Below are 19,217 nucleotides of genomic sequence, written 5' to 3'. Positions count from 1 at the left end.
CCGGACGGGAGGGGGCTTCGGCGTATCCGTTCAGCAGGAGGCCGGCGGGACGCTCTGCTCGTACTGGAAGACGTTGCGGGGGTCGTACTTCTGCTTGATCTGGCGCAGACGGTCGAAGTTGCCGTCCCAGTAGGCGGTTTCCCAGTCCTGCATGCCGATGTTGGGGACATTGACGTAAGCACCGTGTACGTAAGGCCGCAGCGCCTGGCTGAACTCCGCGATCCACGCCTGGGCCTGCGTGGTCAGTTCGTCGCCGCTGCCCGGCACACCGCGCTTGCCCCAGCCCGCGCCCGGCTCGGAGTAGAACAGCGCGTCGCGGTGCGGGAACGACGTGCCGCCACGCGGAGCCTTCCTGACCGCACCGCCGAACGCCTGGGTGAAGAAGTTGCTGTCGTCCGTCGGCGCGTTCCGCATGAACGATGCGATCACACTGATCGCCTCGTCCGGGAACGGCTTCTTCGTGAACTGCGAGAAGAACTTCCAGTTCGCGGGCTCGTCCTCGGTCGGGACCTGGAAACTCGTGTACACATCGCCCCAGTTGCCGACCTGCGTGGTGACCTTGGGACGGCCGACCGAGAGAATCGGCGCCAGCAGCTTCTTCGCCTCCGCGGGCGTTCCCTCCGCCAGGACCGCGAACAGCAGGATCTGGTTCGGGTGGATCTCCAGCTGGGTACCCAAGCGGTTGTCGGTGACCGGGGCCGTACGCTGCCAGGCGTCGAACACCCTGTGCAGGTCTCCGAGCCCGTCCCACGCCGCCTGCAGATAGGTGACGCTCTTGAGCGGGGCCACCTTGTAGGTGAGCGAGGTGACGATCCCGAAGTTGCCGTTGCCCGCGCCGCGAAGTGCCCACAGCAGGTCGGAGTGGTGATCCAGCTCCGCCCTGATCACCTTGGCACACGCGGCGCCCTCCGGTACCACGACCTCGGCGCCGATCAGGCTGTCGCAGGCCATGCCGAGGTAGCGGGTGAAGAAACCCAGGCCGCCGCCGAGGGTGGCACCGGCGAGGCCCACGCTGCCCTCCGTGCCTGTCGTCACCGCGAAGTTCTTCTTCGCGAGCGTCGTCACCGCTTCCAACTGGTTGAGCCCGGCGCCCACAGTGGCCGTACGGGCATGGGCGTCGATGTGGGCCGACTTCAGCTCACTGATGTCGATCACGATGCCGTTGTCGACATTCGACCAGCCCTCCAGACTGTGGCGGCCACTGCGCACCCGCAGCGCGACGTTGTGCTGCCGCGCCCACGTGAGGGCGTTGACGACGTCCTGGGTGTTCCTGGCGAAGACGATGACCAGCGGGTAGTGCACGAACAACTCGTCCCAGCCCTGGCTGGCGTCCGCGTAGTTCGGGTCGTTCGGGCGGACGATGCGCCCGGTCAGTCTCGCCGGCGCACATGTCTCACCCCCGGCCACGACACCCTCGACCCCGGCATTCACGGCGCTCGCGGCCGAGACTTCGGCGGGCTCGACACCCGAGACGACGACCGCGCCGGCCCCGGCGGCCGCCGTCGCCTTGAGCACTCTGCGACGAGAAAAGTCGTTCATGGTTCGTGTCCTCTCGACTGCCACCTGACTCGAATCACCCCTTTGTGGGCGATTTGCGCGAAGCGGACAGTAGCAAGAGTGGCCATCGAGGGCTGTCCCGACACGCATGAAGAGGGCCTTGAGCGCGCAACATCCTGCTCGCGGCGGCAGGAGGACGACGGGGACCCCGTGCACGCCGCCCCCCGTCCCGAGGGCCGGTGTCCCACCGGTCGGCCATCCGCTCCCGGCTCGTACGCCGGCGGAAATGTGAGCGCTCTGCCACCTTGACGGTGAAATCGCCCACCCTAACGGGGTAATGCCCGACAGATCAGGGGATAGTACATTAGGGATGGCGACGAAGAAGACAAGTGACTGAGCTTCAGATATTCCTGGCCGAGCACCCGACGCGGTTTGCCCGGTACGAGTAGCGGAATCGCGAAGAGGGGCCGACATGGCTGCTTCTGTTTCCCACCCCAAGGACATGACCGGCCGCGGGAACACGTAGCTGGATGACGATCGGCGTCATGTCGGCCACGACCCGGCGAGCGGTCCGCCGGACGGTCTTCTTCCGCTCCCCGGTTGCGCGGCCGCCTTCAGGTCCGCCGGTATCCCTCAACGCGCCTGCCGTCCCGACTTTCATCCGTTCTGGCCGACGAGCCGGCGCACCACCCCCTCGTGCCCCAGCCGCGCCAAGGCGGCACGGGGCACACCGCCACTGCCATCACTCCACCTCACAAAAGGAGTTGACCCATGAGTGGATGCGGCTGCGGGCAGTCCCCCATCGCCATCGGCGGCTGTCAGCCCTCCAAGCTGGCCTGTCCCCCCGTTGCCTGTCCCGGCTCCAAGCCGTGCGAGCACTGCGAGACGACCCCACTGCGCGACTCCGCGCCGTACCGGGTCGCGGCGACCGCGAGCAGCACCGACCCGACGCCGTACTACACCATCGCCAACACCCATGCCGCACTGGACCCTGTCGTCGCCCAGACCATCCTGAACAGCGGTACGGGCACGTTCCCGGCCGACGACGGGACGCACAACGGCCAGCACACCTGGCTCGCCGGCGTCGTGCACATCGACCCCACGTCACTGCGCGGCAACCCCACCAGCGTGACGATCAGCGCCTCGGTCCATGTCCACAACGACGGCAGGAACACGGCCTGCCAGCTGTACGGCCGCTTCGCCCTGTGGAACGGCACGACCCCGATCCGCACCGACCTCCTGGGCCCACCCGATCTGCCGGCGGGTGGTGACGACAACGGCGTCATCCCACCGACCACCGTGTCCCTCGCGGACGTCCTCGCGGGAAGGATCGTCATCGAGCTCAATCTGGAGACAGGCAACGACGACACCTGCCGGGTCGGCCCCAAGCAGTGGACCGTCGACAGCTTCGTCCTCACCGTCCAGGCGTCCGCCCCGGGCTGCGGCAGGCCGTTCCTCCGTACGACCTGCCGTAACTGCGACGGCGCGGTCACCTGCACGACCGACACCCTCGACGGCTCGACTCCCTACGCCGCGGTCCCGCCGGTCGTCCCGGTCGCCTCCTGCCAGGACGGATGCGCCACCGTCCGCCCTCCGTGCATCTCCACAGACCGGGGCAACGCCATCACCCGGGGCAGCGACGGGTGTCTGTACGCGCCCGACACGCCTGCTCTGGACCCGTCCCCGTGCAATGCCGCACGGAACACGACCGGTGGGCTACTCGTGCCGCGGATCGGCCTGACGGGTATCGCTCCGGGCGGCAACAGCAGCACCGAACGGTCGGTGGACATCGACGTCACCGGGACGCCCGGCTGCCCCGAAAGGTGGGAGATCGGCGCCCGCCTCACGCCGGTGAGCGCGTTCCTCAACGCCGAGAGGCAGCACGCCGACCTCCTGGCCCGAGCGGGTACCGACGTGCCGATCCCCGAGTCCGACATCGTGCTCCCGGAAGCCGGGGTGTACCACATCGACAGCGATGTACGGTACGCGCTCGGTTCCGCCACCGGCGGCAGCGGCTACATCATCGGCTGGCTCAGGGACGAGACCACGGACACCCTCCTGACGAGCTTCACCCAGATCGCGGCGATCAACGCGGCGAGGCAGGAGCAGCAAGGCGGAACCACACACATCATGACCGAGTACGCGGTCGCCTCCGGCCCCCGGACGGTCCGCCTGCACCTGATGTTCGTCCTCACCGGCGGCAAGATCTCCGACGCCGAGGCCGGCGGCACCGACAGCAATGGCGCGACCCGGATGCGCGTCCTCAAGGTCAGGGATTAGGACGTCGCTTCGTTCGGTGAGCGGGCGTCGGCCGGGTGACGGTGTCGCGCTCGTGGACGCGGTCGATGACCCGGGCGCGGAGTAGCCGCATGATCGGCCGTCGAAGAGCCGAAGGGGACGCCGAAGAGGAGGTGTTCCGAAGCCGAAGCGGGGGAGAGCGAGGTGCGATCGGCACGGGGCAGGGCCGGTGGCTCAGCCGATCTCCAGGATGACCTTGCCGGTGATGTTCCCGGCGGCGAAGGCGCGCTGTGCCTCGGCGGCCTTCTCCAGGGGGAAGACCGCCCCGACACGTACGGCGAGCAGGCCGGCCTCGGCCAGCGCGGTGACCGCGGTGAGGTCGGCGCGCTCCATGCGGGCGAAGACGGCCGTGGAGCCGGGGACGCCGGGATCGGCGATGGACGCGAGCCTGGCCCCCGGTCGTGCGGCCGCCGCCGACGCGGCGAGGGTGCCACGGCCGACCGTGTCGAACACGGCGTCCACACCGTTCGGGACCAGACCGAGCACCTGGTCGGTCAGGCCCTCGCCGTACGCGACGGTTTCGGCGCCGATCGTACGCAGGTAGTCGTGATTGCCGGGTGAGCCGGCACCGATGACACGAGCGCCTTGGGCCTTCGCGATCTGCACGGCGACGGATCCCACGCCGCCCGCGGCCCCGTGCACGAGGACGGTCTCGCCCGGTCGCACCGCGAGTGCGTGTCTCACGCCCTGGTAGGCGGTCAGCCCGGCCAGTGGCAGGCCCGCGGCTTCACTGAAGGACATGGTGCTCGGCTTGTGCGCGACGGTGCGCACATCCGCGGAGACCAGTTCGGCGAAGCCGCCGTGCGCTCGCTGCACATCACCGCGGATGTACGCGATCACCTCGTCGCCCGGCGCGAACTCCACCGCTCCGGGCCCGGCGCGTTCCACCACACCGGCGATGTCCCAGCCGGGCACCACCGGGAAGAACGTTTCCACCGCCTTGTCCAGAGCTCCGGCTTGGATGGCCGCGTCCGCGCGGTTCAGCCCGGCGGCCTTGACCCGGATCAGCACCGAGTCCACGTGGGTCTTCGGCTCGGGCAGCTCGGTGACTTCCAGGACTTCCGGTCCGCCGTAGCGGCGGTACACAACGGCCTTCATGTCTCAGGCCCCCGGGATCGCGATGGGCATGTCCATCAGCACGCTGTGCTTGACGATCTTCCACTCGCCGTCCACCCGGCGCAGATCCGTGTCGTAATACCCGGACTCGATCGGCCGGACGGTGCCCTGGGCACCGGAGACCCCGGCCGGCCAGCCCTCGGCCGGGCGCGCGGAGGCCCGCACGCTGTAGACGATGAACTGGGCGTTCAGATGGGCGTGGTCGCCGTCGACGTCGATGATGTGGTCCTGTGTGGTGTGGTGACTGGAGCCGCCCTCGGGGTGCGCGGACATGAAGTTCGTGACCGCGTATTCCACGCCCGCGCCGCCGATCAGGGGCTCCCCGAACGGCTCGTAGCTGTCGGGGCCGGTCCTGGTGTAGATCTGCACGACCGCGTCGTCGGTGAACAAAGCACCCTGTGTCCTGCCGTCGCGCCGGTCCGTCGCACGGACGTAGCGGGCCAGGACTTCCTGGACCTTGCGCTCGTCGCTCATGGGAGCGGTTTCCTTTCGTCGTCGCATCCCGGAACCGCGGTGGTTTCCCGGTGCAGCGCCCTCCCGCGGGGGACGAACCCCGCGGCAGCCGCTGTCTCCATCCGACCAGGGCGCTGCTCGGGGAGCCATGACTGTTTCCATCCATGGCGATACCCTGAAGGTATGGATCGACTGGAGACCCGAGAGCTCGTCTACTTCGTCGCGGTGGCTGAGGAACTGCACTTCAGCCGGGCGGCGGAGCGGTTGGGCATCGCTCAGCCGCCGCTGTCCCGGGCGGTGTCCCGGCTGGAGCGCCGTATGGGGGTGCGTCTCCTGGAGCGCACGAGCCGCCATGTGGAACTCACGGCCGCGGGCTCTGTCTTCCTCGACGAGTGCCGCCGCCTGCTCCTGGATCTGGACGCCGCGGTGCTCCGTACCCAGCGGGCGGTCCGTCCCTCACGGCTCGTCCTCGCCGTCCGCCCCGGCACCGGCTCCGGCCTGCTCGCACAGGCCCTGCGATCCCACGACGGTGCCGAACCCGAACTCGTCTTCACCAATGACGGGGCGGGCGCCCTGCGCGACGGCACGGCCGATGTCGCCCTGCTGTGCACGGACAGCGACGACCTCGCGAGCCTCCAGACCACCGAGGTCGCGGAGGAATACCCCGTCGCCCTCCTGCCGCGCGATCACCGTCTCGCGCGCTGTGTCGCGGTGACCACCGCCGAACTCCGCCAGGAACCGGCCTATCAGGACCAGTGCCCGCCGATGGGTCTGGACGAGGTCCTCGACCGGGTCGCACTCGGCCGGCTCGTCACCGTCGTCGGCTCGTCCGTCGCCGACCGCCTGACGCGGGAGGCGATCGCCGTCCCCGTGACGGATGTGCCCACGACGACGCTGGCCCTCGGCTGGCTCCCGCGGAACTCGCGGCCTGAGATCGCCTCCTTCGCCCGCACCGTACAGCGCATCGCCGCCGACCGCGGCGGTGAGGGACCGCGGTAGACCAAGAACCGGTTCGCGGCTCAGCGGATGGCTGGAAAGCGTGACGACGCCGCTCTGTTCACGGGTAGGGAAAGCCGTGTGAACGGCGCCGTACGCGACGGGACGCGGCCGGTGCGTTCGCGTTGGGTCCTGGATTGGGGTTCGTGGCGCGCTGCCCCGGGCGGCGCGGTCGAGGAGGGGGAGTCATGGCGGAGCAGACGGAGCGGCCGACGGGTTTACGCACGGGGGCGGCGGGGGCGGCGGGGACCGGGGTGGTGGCCTTCGATCCGGCGACGCGGATGTGGGTGACGGAGGCGGAGACCACGGCCGGGCGAGCCGGTCTGGTGCGAGTGCCCCGTCTGGACGGCTCGCTGCGCTCGGACGAAGTGCCGCTCGCCGAGGGCGCGGACGACTTCGGGCACATCGTGCACCACGTCCCGGCGGCCGTGCTGGAGGCCGGGTCCGTCGACGACGTGGTGGAGATGATCACGTTCTGCGACACGTACCGCGTCGAGGTGGCCGCCCGCGGTCAGGGACACGGGACGTACGGGCAGGCGCAGGTGGCCGGCGGGCTGGTGATCGAGACGGGATCGCTGAACCGGATCGGGCCGGTGGGAGCGGGGCAGGTCACGGTAGGCGCCGGAGCCGTGTGGAGCGCGGTGGCGCGGGAGACTCTGCGGTACGGGCTGACGCCGCCGGTCTTCACGGACTACCTGGAGCTGTCGGTGGGCGGCACCCTGTCCGTCGGCGGGCTGGGCGGCCAGGCGCACCGGTTCGGCGCACAGGTGGACAACGTCACCGCGCTGGAGGTCGTCACCGGGACGGGGGAACTGGTCAGTTGCTCGCCCACCCGGCGGCCGGACCTGTTCCGGGCGGTGCTCGCCGGACTCGGCCAGTGCGCGGTCATCGTCTCGGCGACACTGCGGCTGGTCACCGCGCCCGACACCGTGCGGCACTTCCTGCTGCCGTACACGGACCTGGAGACGTTTCTGGCCGACCAGCGGCTGCTCGCCGGGGACGAGCGGTTCACCTATGTCGAGGGCTCGGTCGAGGCGGACGGTGAGGGCGCGTACACCCAGTACGTACTGGAGGCCGTCGCCTACGGGCCGCCCGCCGGACCCGAGCGGGACGACGCGGAGCTGCTGCGCGGCCTGCGGTACGACCGGTCGGCACCGCTCACGGCCGAGACGCTCGGGTACTACGACTTCCTCGACCGCCTGGCCGCGGGGGTGGAGGGCCTCCAGCGCGCCGGCTTCTGGTCCTGGGCCCATCCCTGGCTGAATCTGCTGCTGCCCGGCGACCGCGCCGCCGAGCTGTCCCGCACCCTGCTGGACGGGCTCGCCGGGCAGGACACCGGCCCCGGCGGCGCCGTACTGATCTATCCGCTGGTCCGCCGCCACCTGCGCACCCCCCTGCTGCGGGTCCCCGACGACCCGGTGCCGTATCTGCTGGCCGTCCTGTGGACCCTGGACCCGGCGCGTCCCGCGGCCGTGAGCGCCCGCACGGCCGCCAACCACGCCGCGTACGAGACGGTCCGCGCGGCCGGCGGCACCCAGTACCCCGTGGGGTCCATCCCGATGACCGCCGCCGACCGGCGCGGCCAGTACGGCACGGCATGGGAGACGTTCGCCGCCGCCAAGCGCCGTTACGACCCGCATAACCTGCTCGCCCCGGGCCAGCACATCTTCACCCCCTGAGCGGCCCCGAGGACCCGACCGCCGTCGACCGAACCTCCGTCGGCCCGGGGCGACTTCACACGGGTTCGCCGGCCGGCAGCGAAAGGGTGGTCGTGGCGTGGTCGATCACGTGCGTCGTTGTCGCCGTCGCCGTGCCCGTTGCGGGCGGCTCGCCGGTGCCCAGGTTGCGGTCGTACTCGGGGAACGAGCCGCCCGACAGCTGCAATCGGATCCGCTGCCCGGCGGCGATCCGGCGAGCGCAGAAGTCGAGCGTCAGCTCGATCATCCGTGGTGCGGCCGGATCGTCCACGGACGGCAGCCGCAGCATCGCGTCGGAGAAGTTGACGGAGGTGCCGTCCGCGTCCACCACGCACAGGCGCGCGTGCAGGTCGGCGTACGGGTTGTCCGAGGTCAGGCCGACGCTCAGGGTGGGACTCCCGTGGATCTCGACCGGTCGGCCGAACGCCTCGGTGGTGAACGTGAGCACGTCCCGGCGCTGCTCGCGTGCGGTGTTGTCCCGCGGGCCGCCCTCCGGGGAGACGCGCCGGCCGCCGACAGCGGGCGTCGGGTCGGCCGGGTCGTAGGTGAACGTCGAGGACCCGGTGTCGCCGTCCGCGGTCAGCGATCCGCCCTCGCCGAGACGCAACTCCTGGCGCCCCGGCGCCACGGGCAGGCCGGCGAGTTCGCGCCACTCCTCCGCACCGGCCACATGCAGCCGAACCGCCGGCCGGGTGAGGGCGGTGGCACCGTCCCGCAGATGGGCGTCGAACCACGCCTGCGCTTCGTCCACCATCGTCCCTGCGGCGCCCGCGACGACATCGGTGTGCACCCACGGCCCGAGCGTCAGCGCGGCCGGCACACCCCGTGCGCGCAGCACCTCGAAAGCCTCGATGCTCTGCGGCAGGAACACGTCGTGGCTGCCGCCGATCAGCAGTGTCGGACCGGTGAACCGCTCCAGTGCCACACGGTGGTCGTACGGCCGCCAGTACGGGTCGGCGAGGCCGGGGTGGCCGACCCATTCGGCGTACCAGGGCGCGGTGGGACCGAGCAGCTCCGCCCCGGCCAGCAGCGGTAGCCGCCGCGCGGCGTCGGCCGGCAACTCGTCGGCGACCCCGGGAGACGGCCGGCGCACAAGGTCGCTCCAGCTCTGGCTGCCCTGCACGGTGAACGCGCCGGTGCGGTAGAAGGCGGAGCCGAAGTCGTACGGCCCGACCACGATCACCGCGGTTCTCGCCTCGGGCGGCGGGTCCTGAAGCAGGGCGTAGACGCAGTAGGCGAGGTAGGACATGCCGATCAGGCCCAGCCGGCCGTCGAACCAGGGCTGCTCGCGCAGCCAGCCGACCGTGTCGTGGCCGTCCGCCGCCTCCTGGACCATCGGCCGCAATTGGCCGTCCGAGTCCGCCGTACCGCGGCAGCTCTGCAGCAGTACGTGGTAGCCGGCGCCCGCGAACACCTTCGCGAGCAGCACGTCGAACGGGAAGCCGCGCCCGTACGGCGAGCGTACGAGGATGGTCGGCGACGGCCCGTCCGTGTGCGGGGCGTAGTGCTCGGCCGCCAGCTCGACCCCGTCGCGCATGGGGACGCGCACCGTCGTCACCGGACAGTCGGTGCCGCGTGGGCCGATCCCCGGCAGGGCCAGGACCTTCTGGGGATCGGCCAGGTCCGGTGCCGCGTCGGGCGCGAAGTCGAAGTGGGCGTCTTCCGGCATGGGTGGCTCCAGTTCACAGGATCTGAGGAGCCGGGGCCAGGAGGGCCCCGGTGGTGGTTCAGGCCGAGACGGAATCGGTGACGTGACGCCACTTCTCGTCGGACTCGGCCAGGACCTGGGCGGCCTGGTGGGCGTAGCGGTAGGCGTCGCCGCCGAGCAGGAGCCGGAGCGGCGCGTCCTCGCGGCCGGCGAGATCACACACGACCTGCGCGACCTTCGCCGGCTCCGCGGCTTCCACCCCGGTGACGTCGCTCAAGGCCGCGGCGTCGCGGAGCAGGTCGGCGAACGCGCCGACGGTGGGCCGGTAGGGCTCGCTGACCGGCGGGATGGCCATCGAGGAGCCCGCCCAGTCGGTGCGCATGCCGCCCGGTTCGAGCACGGTGACCTTGATGCCGAGCGGGGCGACCTCCTGCGCGAGAACGGTGGAGAAGCCGCCGACCGCCCACTTCGCGCTCTGGTACGCGGCCAGTCCGACCGAGCCGATCCGCCCGCCGACCGAGGAGACCTGGAAAATGTGCCCCGCGCCCTGGGCGCGCAGCGTCGGCAGCACCGCCTTGGTGACATGTACGACGCCGTAGAAGTCGGTGTCCAACTGGGCCCGGAAATCGGCCAGGTCCACGTCCTCGACTGCGGCCAGGTCGGCGTAGCCGGCGTTGTTGACCACCACGTCGAGGCGGCCGAACGCGGCCAGTCCCCGCTGGACGGCCTGCTGGACCTGGTCGTTGTCCGTGACGTCGAGCGCCACGGGCAGCACTCGCCCGCCGTGGCGCGCGACCAGATCCTCCAGCCGCGCCGGTCTGCGTGCGGTGGCGACCACGCGGTCACCGGCTTCCAGTGCCGCTTCGACGATCGCGCGGCCCAGCCCGCGAGAACTTCCGGTGACGAACCATACCCTCGACATGATCGCACTCCTTGTGTACCGACGGTCCATTACGTCGGCCAAGCTAATGGACCGCCGGTACTATGTCAATGTACCGGTGGTCTACCATGGTGGTATGACCACATTCCGCCGGGCACGCAGTGAGGAACAGCGCGAGATCCGCAGAGAAGCGATCCTTGACACCGCCGCCGCCATGCTCGACGAGATGCCCGTCAGCAAGATCAGCCTCAACGAGCTGAGCCGCCGTGTGGGGCTCGCCAAGTCACCGCTGCTGCGCTACTTCGAGTCCCGTGAGGCGATCCTGCTGGAACTGCTGGACCGCACCTGGAAACAGTGGCTCGCGCGGCTTCCCGAGCAACTCACCGCCGGCGTCGGCACCGACGGCACCGCCCAGCAGCGCGGCGCCCGGCTCGCCGACACCCTCACCCGCTCGCTCGCCGAGCAGCGCGCGCTGTGCGACCTGCTCGCCGCGCAGGCCGGAGTCCTGGAACACAACGTCTCCACCGATGTCGCCATCCGCTACAAGCACGCCGCCGTCGACAACGTGACCGTCCTCGCCGGAATGGTCCGCGACCACCTGCCCGAACTCGGCGCCGACGCCGGACAGGTGTCCGCCCAGGCCATCCTGATCACCGGCGCCATCCGGACGCACTCCGTACCGTCACCGAGCATGCTCGCCGCCTACGACATCGATCCGTCACTGGCCGAGCAGCGCCTGGACTTCACCACCGCCATGCGAACGATGCTGACCACCCTGATCACCGGAACCCTCGCCCGTCCGCGGCCAGAAGCTCCCGCTCGGCGCTCCGGGAGGCGAGGCGCTCACCACTGACAGACAAGTCCCGGCAGTCGCGGGTGCGTTCGGTCCGGTGCGGGGACGTTGCCGTGGATCGTGTCGGACGGACTGTGGGACCGCGTTGAACCGCTGCCGCCGCAGCGTGGGCGCAGGTTCCGGTACCCCGGCCGCAAGCATGTTGCCGGACCGGAAGTGCTGTGCGAAGTGCTGAAACGCCGGATGTTCGGCCGAGCCGGGTCCACTCTCCCGCAGGAGCGCGTCCTGCTCCACACACATGACACCAGGCACTGCGCGACGTCGTTATAGCCTCCGCCTGTGATCCATACCCATAGCTGGACGTCCAGCCCTCAACTCGACGAGCTGCCTCATCATCAAGAGCTCCTGGACGGTACAGACTGGGCATCGCTCGCCACCGCATACGGGACCGGCGAATCCTTGCCGGAGGCGCTGACGCGCCTGCTCGACCTCGATCCGGCCGTGAGGGCGGCCGCCGCGGAGGACGCTCTCGATGAAGTGACCCACCAGAACACCATCTACGAAGCCACCGTGCCCGTGGCGCTGTACGTCGCGGCCGTCCTCGGCCACCCGTCCACGGCAGCGGGCGAGTTCGACCACCGCACCGACCTGCCACCGCGTCACCCCACGCGCGTGAGACTGCTCGACTGGCTTGGTGCCACCGCGTACGACGCCGACGACAAGACCGCCGCCATGCACGAACGCATCTGCGGCAACGGGTTCCTCTGCGAGTACTGGCCGATGCGCGCGTTCCGAGACCTGCGCCCTGTGATCTTCACCGCCGTCCAGCCGTTCCTCGGCCACGACCACGGGGGAGTACGCGACGCGGCCCTGGTCGCCGCCATCCCTCTCGCAGAGCACCCCGCCCTCACCACAGACCTGTCCGAACTCGCCGACCACGCCCGCCGCCTGCTGGCGACCAGTACCGACCGCTACAGACGTGCCCGTGCCCTGGGCGCGCTCAAGGCATGGGGCCATGACACCACCGCCCTGGAGAACGCAGACGACATCGCGGCCCGCGAACTGCACGTCCGCCTCATGGCCGAACGCAGATCCTGGTGGTCAAGCAACGGTACAGGCGGACGCAGCGAAGACCCGCCCTTCTGACTCAACAGGCCTGCTGCCCGCATCACCAAGTCGGACCCCGACACCGCCACCGGTTACACCCGCTGGGTCGGCAAGGGAGCGCAGAGGAACCCGAAGGCTAGGCTCCGGCCATGCCGCCCCAGTACCCGTCAGCGGAGTCGACAACGGAGCAGTTGTCGATCATCGACAGCTTGAGCGCGCTGCCCTTCCCGGGGGAAGAAGGAAGGCCGGGAGCGGGCAGGAGCTGGAGCGGACCTGGGTTCCACCTGGTCGTACTCCGGGAGAGCCGGGACTTCTGGGAGGACCGGAGCACTGAGGCTGTCGAGGCGGCGGAACGAGAGCTGGAAGCCGGCGTCGCGGCGCTGACGGAAATCCTCGCGGGACGCTGGGGTGCTCCGGAGGCGGTTGATCTGGAACCGTATCTCGGGTTCGACGACCTCGGCCCAGAGTTCAGGGCCCGCGAGCCGCTCGGCTTCCTGTGTGGTGTCGCCGGCAGTGTGCAGGTGTGGCGCTTGCCGAACTCGGAGCGATGGATCGGCTTGGCCATCGGCCAGGCGGATCCGGAGTGGCCGCTGCAAGTGCTGGCGGCCATTGGCGAGGCATCCTCGCTCGTTCGGCGAACGACTGGTCGAACATCTTGAGGCCAGGGGGAGCGCGGCCGGTCGGCTCCGGTTAGGCTCCCGCTCTGTGCCTGAGCCAGCCCGTGATTCTCGTCCGAAGTCCTTGATCAACCAGCTCCAGCCCGGCCCCGTGAGAAAAGTGAAGGTCATCGGATTCGACGGGGTGGATGTCCTGGTGCGGCTCATGGATGCCGAAGGGGAGGAAGCCGAGATCGGTTTGTGGACGAAGGCGAGCTGATCACAGTGAGGGTCGCCGAGGTCGATCTTCAGCGTCACCGGGTGCGGCTGTGCGCTGCTGACGGAGGGGGCGGTTTCCAGGCCCTGTCCGGTCGGAGGGCAAGCTGACGGGGGCATTCGGCCTCGGCTCAGAAGCGGCATTCGGCCGGCTGCCGGGAGTTCGTCCCCGGCACCTGGGCGGGCGCTCGCCTTCTCGTGGGCCGCTGTGGTTGCCACCGCGGTGCGCTGGAACGAGTCGCGGTGGGCCACCCGTAACGCGCCTGCGGGATTGGGGTCAGGGGCTGGGCGGGAGCAGGGTGCGGCGGGCAAGAGCGACGGCGGTGCGGACCGCGATGGCGCCGATGAACGCCGTGATCGCTGCGAGCAGCAGATACGTATAGACAGTTTGTCCGGCGGGTCGCCCCGCCTCGTTCCAGCGGAGGGTCGCCGTGACCGCCGCGGCCCAGGAGAAGGTGAAGGCCCACGTACTGGGGGTGAACCGGAGATGGAGGAAAACGGGCAGCAGTCTGAGCTGTACGACGACCATCAGCAGCGCGTAGCCCGCCAGGGCCGCCGCGAAGAAGTCGATCCGGCCGCCGTTGACGGCGAAGTAGGCAACGCTCGCCACGGTCGGGGGCGCCACCTCGATGGCCAGCGTGGGGAGCAGCGGAGTGGGCAGCGTGGGACGGAAGAAGAGCCGGGCCATGATCATCGAGCCGAGGATGAACCAGCAGACGATGCCCAGGCCGAGCATCGTCTCGGCCAGCCGTTGCTGGCCGACCTCAGCGGCGGACGCTGCGGCGACCAGGCCGCCGGCGACGGTGGGCAGGAAGTAGCCGGGGTGCAGCCGGTCGAGTTCGAGTGGCCCGTAGATCCACTGGCCCGTGAGCCAGCCCCCGAGGAGCACGGTCAGTACCAGGAAGATGTCCACCAGCACTTTCCCCGCGTTCGGTGCGTGTGGGGCGAGGCCTTGGGAAGCCAGCAGCATGGGCGTGATGACGGCGAGCGAGGAAAAGGGGCTCCCTACGGGGTCGAGCAGGTCCGAGCGGAAGGCGCCCCGCGTCGAGAGGACGTAGCGCAGGTAGAAGGCCACCGTGGCCAACCAGACCACGGCGCAGAGTGCCAGAAGCGCGTCTCCCACCACGTGGGTGACGTGGCCCCCTTTGGCGGCTGCGACCCAGCAGCCCGCGAGGCCTGCCAGACCGAAGGCCATGCTGAAGAAGTTGAGCGGGATCCGTTGTGCCTGCGTAGCCAAGACGAACTCCTCGGAAAGGGGGCAGCGTGGCGTACCGGGCTCGGGGCGTGGCCGTTCACGGCGGCGGAGTGTGAGGTCGGGGGCGCCGGACCCGCGCCTTCGGCTCCGAGATCGGTGAGAACCTGGTCCCGCGCACAGGCGCGTCCCTCGGGTCGTGCTGTGATGTGGATGAGAACGGGTGATCGCACCGTTCCAACCGTCTGAATGCTCCAGCGGTCCCCTACACCGCGAATCCACGTGTGCCGAGCCGCTCTTCAAGGTCGCCGGGCTGCTGCAATCCCTGCTTGAAGGCTCGATTGATCCATCCACTGACCTCGGGGCCGGCCACTCGGGCGAAGAACGCGTCGGATTGCGGCCTGAACTCCTGGTCATCAGGAAGGGTCATCTCATCGACCCAGCCCTTTATTTCCGCGATGGCACCGCGATCGGTGCCGGCGACGCGATGGGTGAATGAATTGATGAAATCGTCGAACTCCGCATCCGGGATGGACCGGTTGACGTAGCCGTACCGCTCCGCGAGGTCGCCGTCGAAATCTTCGGCACCGGCCAGGATCTCAAGCGCACGTCCGCGACCGACGAGTCGTGGAAGTCGCGAAACGGCTCCGCCGCCAGGGGCGACGCCCGTGGTCATCTCGAACTGTCCGACAAGAGCACGCTCGCGGCTTGCGAAGCGGATGTCGGTGGCGAGCAGGAATTCGCTACCGGCTCCGCGTGCCCGGCCTCGAATGGCGCTGATGGAGATGACGGGCAATCTGCTGAGCCGGATGAGCACGTCCACGAAGGCCTGCTGCCCTGTGACGGGGGGCGGCTCGCCGGCCAGGGACGATGTGTCGTCGGTGAGATCCCAGTGAGCGCAGAAATAGTCGGGATTCGCGCTCTCGAACAGGATGACGGTGAGATCCGGGTCGGTTTCCGCGGCATCGACAAGGGTCCGTAGCTCGATGATCGTCTGCGAGCTGAATACATTCACCGGAGGATTGTCGAAGGAAACCCGCCACAGTGAGGACGATGGCTTGGTGATGGTGAAGTGGTTCATGAATTCACGTTACATAGCTGACTTGGGGAACGCAAGTCAAGTGGGTGCTGCCGTATCATCCCGACTGCTCCTTCGGTGATGTGCTGAGCGTGGGGAGCGGGGTGAACCGATCACAGGATGGCTTGTGGAGTTGGCGACTGCGCTGCGCGACACCAATTCCCGGTAGGCCGAGGTAAGCCTCGGTAGGCCTCGGCAGGTGAGTCCGGGGCTCCGGCGTCCGAGGTCGCCGGAAATGCTGCCGAGGGCCTTTCGGCGGGTCTTTGCTCCGTTTGGCGTTGCGACAGGAAGCGAAGGTGTCGCTGTGTCGCCAGCGCGAGCGCAGAGGCCTGGATTGGTTTCCGCAATCCAGGTTAAAATCGGCCTATGAAGGTCTTGGAGCTCCCTCTCAACAAGTACTGCCCGATCGCGCACAGCCTTGAGGTGCTGGGCCTCAAGTGGAATTTGCTGATCCTTCGGGAGGCATCTTTCGGGCGCACACGTTACGCGGAGTTCCTGAAGATCGGCGTGCCCACGGATGTCCTCATCATGCGCCTCGCCTCACTTGTCGAGGCGGGGCTCCTGGAGCGCAGGCCTTACCGGGAGCCCGGAAAGCGCACACGTGACGAGTACATCCTCACGGACGCGGGACGCGACGCGCTTCCGATTCTCGCGGCCTTCACATCCTGGGGCGACGTGCACGCACCGACCAGTCGCGAACCTGCGGTGCTCTTCGTCGACGAGGCCACGGGGCAACCGGTCACCCTCGCCTTTACCGACGCGGACGGCACCGCCGTGAACCCCGAGCGCGTCCGCATAATCTACGGCCCCGGAGCCGTACGGCCCGAGGACTGAGAGCCGCGGATTTCGCCGACGCCACCCTGTCGGTGGCCGATCTTGTCGACGTGGAGGGCGACGTGGTCGGCGCCCGCGTTGTGGTGTCCCTGGACGCGTCGGGCGATGGCCTCGGTGCCGCCCCAGACTGCGGGCGTAGTAGGCCATACCGATGAACGGGCCGAGGAATCCGAGCGCGGTGGCCCGGGTCGTGTCCGGGTTCATATCCAGGACGACGGCCCGGTACGGCGCGAGGGTGGCGGTCGGGCCGAGCAACTGCCGTGTCGCGGCAGTCGATTCGGGTGTGACCAGGAAGGTGTGGGTGCCCGCTGTGCGGCGCGCTGCCAGGTCGAGGAGTCCGGGGATCCACAGCGCTCCCCAGCCCAGTTCGTCGAGCTCGGCGGCCCGCCCGGAAGGGGCTGAGTCCGGCTGGGGGTCAGATCTGGTTGAGGCCGCCGTCGACGTAGAGGTTGGCTCCGGTGATGAAGCTGCTCTGATCGGTGGAGAGGAAGAGGATCGCGTTGGCGATCTCGTCGGGGCGGCCCATCCGGCCCAGGGGTACCTGGTCGGCGAGGAAGCCCTTGAGGCCGGCCGCCTGTTCCTTGTCGGGGGCCAGGCCGGTGATTCCGGGGGTGTCGATGGGGCCGGGCGTGATGGCGTTGACCCGGATCCCGCGGCCGACCCGCCCGGACCGCCCGGCTGGATGTCTGGGTGTGCAGGGCGCGCTGGCCGCCGGCGAACCGGCGCACAGCGCCCGCGACGCGCTGATCGCCTGGCGCCAGGACGGTGGGAAGGCCGTCCGTGAACGCTTCGAACGGGCCAAGGACGACGGCGACCTGCCCCCGGACGCCGACCCGGCCCACCTCGCGCGCTACGTCACCACGTTCGCGTACGGCATCTCCGTACAGGCGGCCGGTGGCGTCTGCCGTGAAGACCTTCAGCGGATCGCCGACACCGCGCTGCGGAACTGGCCCCCGGTATCGCCCGGTTGACCCAAGGCGGCCCGCACCTCCCGCCGTGGCCGCCGTTTGCGGTACAGGAGGCCGGGACCTCTTCCCGGATCACATCCCGGTGCTCGTCGCCCGCGAGTCCGGCCCGTACGGCACGGAAATCGAAGCTGACGGGACCCGGACGTATGGTCATGGGCACCGACGCGCAGTCACCGATCGGACGGCCGCGCGGATTCGACACCGAGCGGACGCCGGAGCGCGCCGTGCTGGTCTTCTCGCGGCACGGCTACGAGGGCGCCAGGCCGGCGGGCCTGACCGACGCCGTGGGTATCGGCCGGACCAGTACGTACGCGCCCTACGGCAGCAAGCGCCGGCCCCGGATCGCCTGACTTCCTGACCGGCTGTGGCTGGCTGGCGGGGCGTGAGCCCAGGTCGTATCCGGCAAGTGGCGTTGTTGTGCCAGGCGTCGCACGCCGGACGAGATCTGTCAGGCGACGCCCAGCCCCAGCCGGGGTATCTCCCGTCCCGGGGAGCGGTCCATCACCATCAGCAGGCCGGCCTCGCGAGTCCTGTCGTACGCGGCCTCGTCCACGACGTCCAGCTGGAACCAGACCGCCTTGGCGCCCATCGCCACAGCCTGGTCGGCGATGTCTCCGGCGAGAGCGGAGTTGACGAACACGTCCACCACATCCACCGGGAAAGGGATCTCCGCGAGGGAAGCGTAGCCCTTCTCGCCGTGGACCGTCTCGGCCTTCGGGTGCACAGGCACCACCCTCTTGCCGATACGCCGCAGCTTCTCGGCCACGCGGTAAGCGGCCCGTTCGCGGTTGTCGGACAGGCCCACCACGGCCCAGGTGTCTCCGGCGGTGGTGAGGATCTGCCTTATTGTCGCGTCATCACCATAGATCGTCATGCCAGGTGCCGCCGTGCGGTGGCGAGTTCCTCACCAGTTGACGCCGAGCGCATGATCGCGGGGAGTGCCAGGTCTGTGAACTTTGTCAGCCGCATGAGGAGACGTTAGCCAATCTGAATACTGTATGCAATAGTGCGCTCCAGTCGGGCCCGTTGTTCTTCTGTCAGATCTCCGCGTGCCACCGTCCGTGATCATTTCGCAGTTGAGATCCACCTACGCGATGGGCTCGGTGGACACCACAAATCGATGGCCGAGCGTGTGAGCGAGCGTCAGAATCGCTGCCCATGGAACCTGTCTCGCTGACGACACAGCGTCTGCTCCTACGCCCGCATGATCCCGGCGACGAGGACGCGGTCCTCGCCGCTTGCCAGGATGCCGACATTCAGCGGTGGACGGACTTTCCCGAGCCGTACGAACGTCGGCACGCTGCCTTCTACCTACGCGAACTGGTGCCGCGTGGCTGGAACGACGACACGATGTACCACTTCGCGGTGGAGGACCAGGTGAGCGGCGTGTTGGTGGCATCCGTCAATGTGCACCTACACGCTGACACATGGGGGATCGGGTACTGGACCGTGGCGGAACACCGAGGCCGGGGCTATGCGACGGAGGCGGTACTCGCCCTGGCCACCTGGTCCTTCACCGAACGAGGAGTCCAGCGCCTGGAGTGGAGGGCGGAGGCGGGGAACAGGGCCTCCTGGGCCGTGGCGGAGAAGGCCGGCTTCGTCAGGGAAGGCACCCTGCGTGCGGCGCAGACCAGCAGGAACAGTCTGAGGGACACCTGGGTCGGCGCTCTCCTGCCATCCGATCTCGGTCTGCCCTTCGCTCTCCCCTACTACCCCGCACAGAGCGATCCCGGATAACGCGCACAGACACGCCCGCAAACGAGAGCCGCCAGGGCCCAGGGACCGGGC

At 69.3% G+C, this 19,217-nt stretch carries 17 protein-coding genes and 3 pseudogenes; 11 read left to right on the top strand and 9 right to left on the bottom strand.

The annotated features are described in order from the left end of the window. Positions 1–30 precede the first annotated feature (30 nt). Positions 31–1,539 (bottom strand): FAD-binding oxidoreductase, encoded by a 1,509-nt coding sequence (locus tag ACWGDX_RS33255; protein WP_453631660.1) that lies wholly within the window; start codon positions 1,537–1,539, stop codon positions 31–33. Positions 1,540–2,268: 729 nt separating this feature from the next. On the opposite strand from ACWGDX_RS33255, the gene ACWGDX_RS33250 reads away from it, so the two are divergent. Continuing rightward, positions 2,269–3,777, top strand: a complete 1,509-nt coding sequence (locus ACWGDX_RS33250) for a hypothetical protein (protein ID WP_453631659.1) — start codon at positions 2,269–2,271, stop codon at positions 3,775–3,777. A gap of 192 nt (positions 3,778–3,969) precedes the next feature. Here ACWGDX_RS33250 and ACWGDX_RS33245 read toward each other — a convergent pair whose 3' ends face one another. Together ACWGDX_RS33245 and ACWGDX_RS33240 are read right to left on the bottom strand one after the other, a co-directional pair. Continuing rightward, on the bottom strand, positions 3,970–4,893 hold the full coding sequence (locus ACWGDX_RS33245) for an NADP-dependent oxidoreductase (RefSeq protein WP_453631657.1): 924 nt from the start codon (positions 4,891–4,893) through the stop codon (positions 3,970–3,972). A gap of 3 nt (positions 4,894–4,896) precedes the next feature. After that, positions 4,897–5,385 carry a nuclear transport factor 2 family protein gene (locus ACWGDX_RS33240; protein ID WP_453631655.1) on the bottom strand — a complete coding sequence of 163 codons (489 nt, stop codon included), beginning with the start codon at positions 5,383–5,385 and terminating at the stop codon, positions 4,897–4,899. 162 nt (positions 5,386–5,547) lie between these two features. Between ACWGDX_RS33240 and ACWGDX_RS33235 the strand changes: the two genes are divergently transcribed. Further along, positions 5,548–6,363, top strand: a complete 816-nt coding sequence (locus tag ACWGDX_RS33235; protein WP_453631654.1) for a LysR family transcriptional regulator — start codon at positions 5,548–5,550, stop codon at positions 6,361–6,363. 185 nt (positions 6,364–6,548) lie between these two features. Further along, positions 6,549–8,039, top strand: a complete 1,491-nt coding sequence (locus ACWGDX_RS33230) for an FAD-binding protein (RefSeq protein ID WP_453631652.1) — start codon at positions 6,549–6,551, stop codon at positions 8,037–8,039. A 55-nt stretch (positions 8,040–8,094) separates the two neighbouring features. Here ACWGDX_RS33230 and ACWGDX_RS33225 read toward each other — a convergent pair whose 3' ends face one another. Together ACWGDX_RS33225 and ACWGDX_RS33220 are read right to left on the bottom strand one after the other, a co-directional pair. After that, entirely contained in the window at positions 8,095–9,726 is a 1,632-nt protein-coding gene (locus tag ACWGDX_RS33225; protein ID WP_453631650.1) for a CocE/NonD family hydrolase, read from the bottom strand. 58 nt (positions 9,727–9,784) lie between these two features. Next, positions 9,785–10,627 (bottom strand): SDR family NAD(P)-dependent oxidoreductase, encoded by an 843-nt coding sequence (locus ACWGDX_RS33220; RefSeq protein WP_453631648.1) that lies wholly within the window; start codon positions 10,625–10,627, stop codon positions 9,785–9,787. A gap of 94 nt (positions 10,628–10,721) precedes the next feature. Here ACWGDX_RS33220 and ACWGDX_RS33215 point away from each other — a divergent pair, with 94 nt between their 5' ends. The 4 genes and pseudogenes from ACWGDX_RS33215 (at position 10,722) to ACWGDX_RS33200 (ending at position 13,144) form a co-directional block, all read left to right on the top strand. Beyond that, the gene (locus tag ACWGDX_RS33215; RefSeq protein WP_453631646.1) at positions 10,722–11,438 is read left to right on the top strand and encodes a TetR family transcriptional regulator; all 717 of its coding nucleotides are present in this window, start codon (positions 10,722–10,724) and stop codon (positions 11,436–11,438) included. A 48-nt stretch (positions 11,439–11,486) separates the two neighbouring features. Then, positions 11,487–11,612, top strand: a pseudogene (locus ACWGDX_RS33210) (IS5/IS1182 family transposase); the annotation flags it as partial. 105 nt (positions 11,613–11,717) lie between these two features. Continuing rightward, positions 11,718–12,524, top strand: a complete 807-nt coding sequence (locus ACWGDX_RS33205) for a hypothetical protein (RefSeq protein ID WP_453631644.1) — start codon at positions 11,718–11,720, stop codon at positions 12,522–12,524. A 110-nt stretch (positions 12,525–12,634) separates the two neighbouring features. Then, complete coding sequence (locus tag ACWGDX_RS33200) at positions 12,635–13,144, top strand: hypothetical protein (RefSeq protein WP_453631642.1); 510 nt, start codon at positions 12,635–12,637, stop codon at positions 13,142–13,144. A 490-nt stretch (positions 13,145–13,634) separates the two neighbouring features. Here the strand turns inward: ACWGDX_RS33200 and ACWGDX_RS33195 are convergent, their stop codons facing one another. Together ACWGDX_RS33195 and ACWGDX_RS33190 are read right to left on the bottom strand one after the other, a co-directional pair. Continuing rightward, positions 13,635–14,594 carry an SLAC1 family transporter gene (locus ACWGDX_RS33195; RefSeq protein ID WP_453631640.1) on the bottom strand — a complete coding sequence of 320 codons (960 nt, stop codon included), beginning with the start codon at positions 14,592–14,594 and terminating at the stop codon, positions 13,635–13,637. A 220-nt stretch (positions 14,595–14,814) separates the two neighbouring features. After that, entirely contained in the window at positions 14,815–15,630 is an 816-nt protein-coding gene (locus tag ACWGDX_RS33190) for an enoyl-CoA hydratase/isomerase family protein (RefSeq protein WP_453631638.1), read from the bottom strand. Between the two features lie 363 nt (positions 15,631–15,993). On the opposite strand from ACWGDX_RS33190, the gene ACWGDX_RS33185 reads away from it, so the two are divergent. After that, complete coding sequence (locus ACWGDX_RS33185) at positions 15,994–16,461, top strand: winged helix-turn-helix transcriptional regulator (protein ID WP_453631636.1); 468 nt, start codon at positions 15,994–15,996, stop codon at positions 16,459–16,461. A gap of 415 nt (positions 16,462–16,876) precedes the next feature. Here the strand turns inward: ACWGDX_RS33185 and ACWGDX_RS33180 are convergent. Then, positions 16,877–17,116 (bottom strand): annotated as a pseudogene (locus tag ACWGDX_RS33180) (SDR family NAD(P)-dependent oxidoreductase); the annotation flags it as partial. Positions 17,117–17,120: 4 nt separating this feature from the next. Between ACWGDX_RS33180 and ACWGDX_RS33175 the strand changes: the two are divergent. Then, a pseudogene (locus tag ACWGDX_RS33175) lies at positions 17,121–17,432 on the top strand (TetR family transcriptional regulator C-terminal domain-containing protein); the annotation flags it as partial. A 143-nt stretch (positions 17,433–17,575) separates the two neighbouring features. Next, positions 17,576–17,779 carry a hypothetical protein gene (locus ACWGDX_RS33170; protein ID WP_453631634.1) on the top strand — a complete coding sequence of 68 codons (204 nt, stop codon included), beginning with the start codon at positions 17,576–17,578 and terminating at the stop codon, positions 17,777–17,779. 98 nt (positions 17,780–17,877) lie between these two features. Here the strand turns inward: ACWGDX_RS33170 and ACWGDX_RS33165 are convergent, their stop codons facing one another. Continuing rightward, positions 17,878–18,297, bottom strand: a complete 420-nt coding sequence (locus ACWGDX_RS33165) for a CoA-binding protein (RefSeq protein ID WP_453631662.1) — start codon at positions 18,295–18,297, stop codon at positions 17,878–17,880. 290 nt (positions 18,298–18,587) lie between these two features. On the opposite strand from ACWGDX_RS33165, the gene ACWGDX_RS33160 reads away from it, so the two are divergent. Beyond that, positions 18,588–19,166 carry a GNAT family N-acetyltransferase gene (locus ACWGDX_RS33160; RefSeq protein WP_453631632.1) on the top strand — a complete coding sequence of 193 codons (579 nt, stop codon included), beginning with the start codon at positions 18,588–18,590 and terminating at the stop codon, positions 19,164–19,166. The last annotated feature ends 51 nt before the right edge of the window (positions 19,167–19,217 follow it).

This window comes from Streptomyces sp. NPDC055025 (assembly GCF_053608565.1).
The sequence above is the reverse complement of the archived record's forward strand: the minus strand, read 5'-3'. Positions and strand labels throughout refer to the sequence as shown.